Source organism: Oricola nitratireducens (genome assembly GCF_014904745.1).
Lineage (GTDB): Bacteria > Pseudomonadota > Alphaproteobacteria > Rhizobiales > Rhizobiaceae > Oricola > Oricola nitratireducens.
The window spans coordinates 185,048-191,541 of record NZ_JACZCS010000031.1 but is presented as its reverse complement, the minus strand read 5'-3'; the positions used below and the strand labels follow the sequence as shown (position 1 = coordinate 191,541).

7 protein-coding genes are annotated in these 6,494 nt (G+C 63.8%); 5 read left to right on the top strand and 2 right to left on the bottom strand.

Going from position 1 to position 6,494, the window contains the following annotated elements:
* Positions 1 to 49 precede the first annotated feature (49 nt).
* Together IG169_RS15985 and znuA are read right to left on the bottom strand one after the other, a co-directional pair.
* Positions 50 to 700, bottom strand: a complete 651-nt coding sequence (locus IG169_RS15985; RefSeq protein WP_193177216.1) for a dienelactone hydrolase family protein — start codon at positions 698 to 700, stop codon at positions 50 to 52.
* Between the two features lie 148 nt (positions 701 to 848).
* Positions 849 to 1,796: a zinc ABC transporter substrate-binding protein ZnuA gene (znuA, locus tag IG169_RS15980; protein WP_193177215.1), complete on the bottom strand. Its 948-nt coding sequence runs from the start codon at positions 1,794 to 1,796 to the stop codon at positions 849 to 851.
* A gap of 132 nt (positions 1,797 to 1,928) precedes the next feature.
* Between znuA and IG169_RS15975 the strand changes: the two genes are divergently transcribed.
* The 5 genes from IG169_RS15975 (at position 1,929) to IG169_RS15955 (ending at position 6,494) form a co-directional block, all read left to right on the top strand.
* Positions 1,929 to 2,783: an ATP-binding cassette domain-containing protein gene (locus IG169_RS15975; protein ID WP_193177214.1), complete on the top strand. Its 855-nt coding sequence runs from the start codon at positions 1,929 to 1,931 to the stop codon at positions 2,781 to 2,783.
* Positions 2,773 to 3,612, top strand: a complete 840-nt coding sequence (locus IG169_RS15970) for a metal ABC transporter permease (protein WP_193177238.1) — start codon at positions 2,773 to 2,775, stop codon at positions 3,610 to 3,612. The genes IG169_RS15975 and IG169_RS15970 overlap by 11 nt, the downstream gene beginning before the upstream one ends.
* The gene (locus IG169_RS15965) at positions 3,609 to 4,025 is read left to right on the top strand and encodes a Fur family transcriptional regulator (protein WP_193177213.1); all 417 of its coding nucleotides are present in this window, start codon (positions 3,609 to 3,611) and stop codon (positions 4,023 to 4,025) included. The genes IG169_RS15970 and IG169_RS15965 overlap by 4 nt, the downstream gene beginning before the upstream one ends.
* Positions 4,026 to 4,149: 124 nt before the next feature.
* A complete protein-coding gene (locus tag IG169_RS15960) occupies positions 4,150 to 5,547 on the top strand; it encodes a circularly permuted type 2 ATP-grasp protein (RefSeq protein WP_193177212.1) in 1,398 nt (465 codons plus the stop codon).
* A 5-nt stretch (positions 5,548 to 5,552) separates the two neighbouring features.
* Complete coding sequence (locus IG169_RS15955) at positions 5,553 to 6,494, top strand: alpha-E domain-containing protein (RefSeq protein ID WP_193177211.1); 942 nt, start codon at positions 5,553 to 5,555, stop codon at positions 6,492 to 6,494.

Genomic DNA, 6,494 nt, shown 5'->3' with positions numbered 1-6,494 from the left:
CGCCGCACCGGACGGGAAACAGAATGTTTCTATCTGTCCCTGAAAAGCTCTAGGAATCGGCCTTTTTCAGATGGTCGGCGAACCAGCCGCCGGCGAGATCGACGACCTGCTCCAGCGTTCCCGGTTCCTCGAACAGATGCGTCGCGCCCGGCACGATCGCGAGCCTGTTGTCGCAGCGCATCATCGCCTTGGCTTCCCGGTTGAGTTCGATGACCTCGTAGTCATGCCCGCCGACGATCAGCAGCGTCGGCGCCTTGACGTGGAACAGCGCCTGTCCGGCGAGATCCGGCCGCCCGCCCCGCGATACCACGGCCTTCACCTCGTCCGGCTGCTCCGCGGCGGCGGCGAGAGCGGCCGCCGCGCCCGTGCTGGCGCCGAACAGGCCGATGGGGAGTTGCGCGGTGTCCGGATAGCCGGTCGCCCAGGAGACCGCTTCGGCGACGCGGCTGCCGAGCAGCGGGATGTCGAACACGTTGCGCCGGTTCTGCGCTTCGCGTTCCGTCAGAAGATCGAAGAGCAGCGTCGCGAAACCGCGCAATTGCAGCGTTTCCGCGACGAACGTGTTGCGCGGACTGAACCGGCTCGAACCGCTGCCATGGGCGAAAATGACCAGTCCGCACGCGTCCGGCGGCATCGCCAGAATGCCGCCGAGTTTCTCGCTGCCGATCTCGACATCTCGCGGGACGATTGCGTCCGCCATGCGTACTCCTCCGTTGCTAGCCGGAACAAGTACACTATAGAAGTTTTACGTAAGCAACAGGTTACCGATGAGCATCGATCAACATCAATGCTTTTTCGACATGGCGAGCTCGGGCCGCCCTTGGGGGCAGCCCGGAAACCGGCCTGGATCAGCCCTCGCCCGAAAGGCATGACCGGATCGAATTCGCCATGGCGTGGAGCAGGTCGAAATAGAGATCCGGACCCGGCTGCAGCGTCGCGCCGAGCGGATCGAGCATGGCGGACCGCGCATCCGTGCCTTCGATGGCGACGCTGACCAGTTTCGGTTCGAATTGCGGTTCGGCAAAGACGCATGTCGCGCCGAGTTCCTTCACCTTGGCGCGAATCTGCGTCAGCCTTTCGGCGCCCGGCATGACTTCCGGCGCAATGGTTATCGATCCGGCGGCGGAAAGCCCGAAACGGTGCTCGAAATACTGGTATCCGTCGTGAAACACGATGAAGCCCTTGCCGGAGACCGGCGCGAGGCTCGTGGTGATCTCGTCCGTCAGCACGTCCAGCTTCATGTCGAGGTTGTCGGCATTTGCCTTGTAGAGCGCCGCGTTCGCCGGATCGGCCTTACCGAGCGTGCTCGCGATCTCGTTGGCGAGCGCCTTGGCATTTTGCGGATCGAGCCAGGCATGCATGTCGATCTCGTCATGCCCGTGATCGTGGCCTTCCTCGTGGGCGTGCTCCTCGCCGTCGTGGTGGTGGGGCTCGAAGGTTCCGCCTTCGCGCAGCGGCAGCGTCTCCAGTCCCGGCGCCTGGATCAGTTCGACCGCCTTGGTATGGGTGCCGATCGTCTCGATCGGTTTTTGCAGGAACGCTTCCAGTTCTTCGCCAACCCAGAAGACGACGTCGGCGTCCTGCAGGGCGGCGGCCTGTGACGGTTTCAGGCTGTAGGTATGCGGCGAACCCGCACCCTCGACGATGAGCGCCGGTTCTCCGGCGCCTTTCATGACCGCGGCGACGAGCGAGTGGATCGGCTTGATCGAGGCGATGACGTTCATGTCCGCATGCGCGGAGGACAGTGTGGCTGGAATTGCGCATGCTGCGAGCAGGAGTGTGCGGAGCGATTTCATCGGTTCACCTTGGCATTTGTAGTGAGTTGACAGGAGACGTGATGTTATATCATTACATCGCCGTATCGGATAACCTGCGATTGACGTCGCCGTCAAGCCGCGTCAAACAATTCACCCGGGAAGGAACGGAACGTGCTTCAATCTCCGCAGTCGCTCGTGCGCCTGGAACAGGCCGGCGTGTTGCGCGCCGGCCGCTGGCTCGTGCGCGATGTCGACCTTGACGTGCAACGCGGCGAGATCGTCACGCTGATCGGCCCGAACGGCTCCGGCAAGTCGACGACCGCGCGCATGGCGCTCGGCATCGTCGCGCCGAGCGAGGGTACGGCGAAACGCGCCGTCAATCTGCGCGTCGGCTACGTGCCGCAGAAGGTCGCCGTCGACTGGACATTGCCGCTGACGGTCGACCGTTTCATGACGCTGACAAATCCGCTGTCCCGCGCGCAGAAGGAAGCGGCGCTGCAAAGCACGGGGATCGCCCATATGGCGAAAGCCGAGGTGCGCAACCTGTCGGGCGGCGAGTTCCAGCGCGCGCTTCTGGCCCGCGCCATTGCCCGCAAGCCGGATCTTCTCGTGCTCGACGAGCCGGTCCAGGGCGTCGATTTTTCCGGCGAGATCGCGCTTTACGAGCTGATCGCCAGGATCCGCGACGACATGCATTGCGGCATCCTGCTGATTTCGCACGACCTGCATGTCGTCATGGCCGCGACCGACCGCGTGATCTGCCTCAACGGCCATGTCTGCTGCCACGGCACGCCGCAGGCGGTGGCCGAAAGCGCCGAATACAAGCAGCTTTTCGGCGCGCGCGGCGCCGCCCAGCTTGCCGTTTACCGCCATCACCACGATCACACCCACCTGCCGGACGGCCGCGTGCGCCATGCCGACGGCACGGTCACGGGGCATTGCCATCCCGATGACGGGCATCATCATGAGCACGACCATCACCACGACGGCGAAAACGAAAAAGGGGATACACGGAATGCTCGATGATTTCTTCATTCGCGCCATCGTCGCCGGCGCCGGCGTCGCGCTCGTCACCGGGCCGCTCGGATGTTTCATCGTCTGGCGCAGGCTCGCCTATTTCGGCGACACGCTGTCCCACGCGGCCCTGCTCGGCGTCGCCATCGCCTTCCTGCTCCAGATCGACGTTATGCTGGCGGTGTTCTCCGTCTCGGTCGTCGTCGCGGTCGCCCTGCTGTTTCTGCAACGCCGCGCCGGCCTGTCGGCCGATGCCCTGCTCGGCCTTCTGTCGCATTCCGCCCTGGCGCTCGGGCTTGTCGCGCTCGCCTTCATGACATGGGTGCGCATCGACCTGATGGGGCTGCTGTTCGGCGACATCCTGGCCGTCTCCAAGTCGGATATCGCGATCATCTATGCCGGCGGAGCCTTCGTCCTGGCCGTTCTGGCCATGATCTGGAATTCCCTGTTCGCCGCCACCGTCAACCCGGAGCTGGCGGAAGCCGAGGGCATGAAGCCGGACCGCGCCAATTTCATCTTCATGCTGCTTCTGGCCGTCGTCGTCGCCATCGCCATGAAGATCGTCGGCGTCCTGCTGATCACCGCGCTCCTGATCATCCCCGCGGCAACCGCGCGCCGCTTTGCCGGCGGGCCGGAACTGATGGCGCTGTTTGCCAGCCTGGCCGGCGTCCTTGCCGTTGTCGGCGGGCTGTTCGGCTCGCTGCAATGGGACACGCCGTCCGGACCGACGATCGTCGTCGCTGCGCTCATCCTGTTCCTCGTGAGCCTGTTGCCGGTCGCGGCGCTGGCGGGCGCCGGCGGAAAGGCGGGCGCCAGCGGAAAGGAAGGACGCACGCCATGACGGTTCGTCACGATCACGCCGAAAAATCCGACCTCACGCGTAACCAGGCCCTCGTCTTCGAAACCCTCGAGGATGCCGACACGCCGCTGACCGCCTACAACATCCTCGACCAACTGAACGCGCAGGGGCTGCGCGCGCCGCTGCAGGTCTACCGGGCGCTCGACAAGCTTCTCGACCTTGGCATGGTCCACCGGCTGGAAAGCCTCAACGCCTTCGTTGCCTGCCGCCATCCCGGCTGCGATTCCCACACGGCCGTCGCCTTCACGATCTGCGAGACTTGCGGCAAGGTGTCGGAGATCACCGACGCGGCACTGGTCTCGTCGCTCAAGTCTCTGACCGTTGGCGCCGGCTTCGTGCCGCGCAAGACGACCGTCGAGATCCGCGGCACCTGCCATGCGTGCCAGACGGGCTGATTGCGTAATTTTTAAGCAATAATAATTTCCGCATGCTTTCCGTCTGGGCAGCCGGCCACTTGCGCATTCGCAACAATGACATAGTGTTGTCAGTATGGAGCGAACGGAAGGTATCTTTGACGAGATGCTGGGCGGTGATGACCGGCCACGCTCGCCATACAGGCAATATCACGACTGGTTCGTCGCCGAGGATACGGCACGGCTGACGCGCAAGTCCAAGGAGGCGGAAACGTTTTTCCGCCGGACCGGCATCACCTTCAATGTCTACGGCCAGGAAGAGGCAGCCGAGCGTCTGATCCCGTTCGATATCGTTCCGCGGGTGATCTCGGGGCGCGAATGGGCCCGCCTTTCGCGCGGCATCGAGCAGCGTGTGCGCGCCATCAACGCGTTTCTCTACGATATCTATCATCGCCAGGAGATCCTGCGCGCCGGCCGCATCCCGGTCGAGCTGATCGCCAGCAACGACGCCTTCCTGCCCCAGATGATCGGCGTCCAGCCACCGGGCAACATCTACACCCACATCGTCGGCACCGACATCGTGCGCACCGGCGAGGACCAGTTCTACGTGCTGGAGGACAATGCGCGCACGCCGTCGGGCGTCTCCTACATGCTGGAGAACCGGGAAACCATGCTGCAGATGTTTCCCGAGCTGTTCGCGAATATTCGCGTGCAGCCGGTCAGCGATTATCCCAAGAACCTGCGCCGCTCGCTGGGCGCCTGCGCGCCGGCCGCCTGTTCGGGCAAGCCCGTCGTCGCGGTCCTGACGCCGGGCATCCACAACTCCGCCTATTTTGAACACGCCTTCCTGGCCGACCAGATGGGCGCCGAACTTGTCGAGGGACATGATTTGCGCGTCGTCGACGGGCGCATCGCGATGCGCACGACAAGGGGCTACACCCCGATCGACGTCATCTATCGCCGGGTCGACGACGATTTCCTCGATCCGCTGAATTTCAATCCGCAGTCGATGCTCGGCGTTCCGGGCATCATGGATGTCTATCGCGCGGGCGCCATCACGATCGCCAACGCGCCGGGAACCGGCATCGCCGACGACAAGGCGATCTATTCCTACATGCCCGACATCGTCGAGTTCTATACCGGCGAGACCGCGATCCTGAAGAACGTGCCGACATGGCGCTGCTCGGAGGACGACTCGCTGGCCTATGTGCTCGAGCATCTGGACGAACTCGTCGTCAAGGAGGTGCACGGCTCCGGCGGCTACGGCATGCTGGTCGGGCCGGCGGCCTCGAAGCGCGAGATCGCGGCGTTCCGGGAAAAGCTCAAGGCAAGGCCCGGCAACTACATCGCCCAGCCGACGCTGTCGCTTTCCACCGTGCCGATCCTGACGAAGAAGGGGCTTGCCCCGCGCCACGTCGATCTCAGGCCCTTCGTTCTGGTTTCGCCGCAGGGGATCAACATCACGCCCGGAGGGCTGACGCGGGTGGCATTGAAGAAGGGGTCGCTGGTCGTCAATTCGAGCCAGGGCGGCGGCACCAAGGATACCTGGGTGCTGGAGGAGTAGCGCGGATGCTCGGCAAGACCGCAGGCGGCCTTTACTGGATGTTTCGCTATCTCGAGCGCAGCGAAAACACCGCGCGTCTCGTCGAGGCGGGTTTCCGCATGGCGCTGACACGGTCCGCCGCCGCCGAGGACGAGTGGATGTCGGTCGTCCAGACCGCCGGCGTGCAGAACGAATTCCTCGCCAAGCACGAAAACGCCGACGCGCCGGCCGTCATAGACTTCCTGCTGCGTGACAAGAGCAATTCATCGAGTGTGCTCTCGGTGGTCGAGGGGGCCCGCAACAATGCCCGTCTCGTGCGCACAGCGCTGACGCGCGAGGTCTGGGAAGCCACCAACGAATGCTGGCTGACGCTGAAGGATGCCTTGGCCAGGCCCGTCCGCGATCGCGAACTGCCCGAGACGCTCGCCCTTATCCGGCAGCAGAGCGCGCTCGTGCGCGCCGCGCTGCACGGCACGATGCTGCGCAACGAGATCTACGACTTCGCGCGCATCGGTACCTTTCTCGAACGCGCTGACAACACGGCGCGCATTCTCGACGTGAAATATTATGTGCTTCTGCCGTCGGTCATGTTCGTCGGCTCGTCGCTCGACAACGTGCAGTGGGAGACGATCCTTCGCTCCGTTTCGGCCCAGCGCGCCTATCGCTGGCTGAACGACGGCGACATCAATCCGCGCGGAATCGCCGAATTCCTGATTCTCGACCGGCGGCTGCCGCGCTCGCTCGCTTTCTGCTATACCAAGATCGCCGACAACCTGACCTATCTTGCCGACGACTACGGCGAACGTCATGGCTGCCACGAAACCGCGGAGAATGTGCTAAGCCGACTGCGCAACAATACGGTCGATGCAATCTTCGACAAGGGTCTGCATGAATTTCTCGATGGCTTCATCCGCGACAACAATATGCTCGGCATGCAGATCGAGCAGGATTACCGGTTTTACGGATAG

Coding starts and splice junctions, on each gene's coding strand:
- IG169_RS15985 (WP_193177216.1), bottom strand. CDS start 700: ATGGCGGACGCAATCGTCCCGCGAGATGTCGAGATCGGCAGCGAGAAA.
- znuA (WP_193177215.1), bottom strand. CDS start 1,796: ATGAAATCGCTCCGCACACTCCTGCTCGCAGCATGCGCAATTCCAGCC.
- IG169_RS15970 (WP_193177238.1), top strand. CDS start 2,773: ATGCTCGATGATTTCTTCATTCGCGCCATCGTCGCCGGCGCCGGCGTC.
- IG169_RS15965 (WP_193177213.1), top strand. CDS start 3,609: ATGACGGTTCGTCACGATCACGCCGAAAAATCCGACCTCACGCGTAAC.
- IG169_RS15960 (WP_193177212.1), top strand. CDS start 4,150: ATGCTGGGCGGTGATGACCGGCCACGCTCGCCATACAGGCAATATCAC.
- IG169_RS15955 (WP_193177211.1), top strand. CDS start 5,553: ATGCTCGGCAAGACCGCAGGCGGCCTTTACTGGATGTTTCGCTATCTC.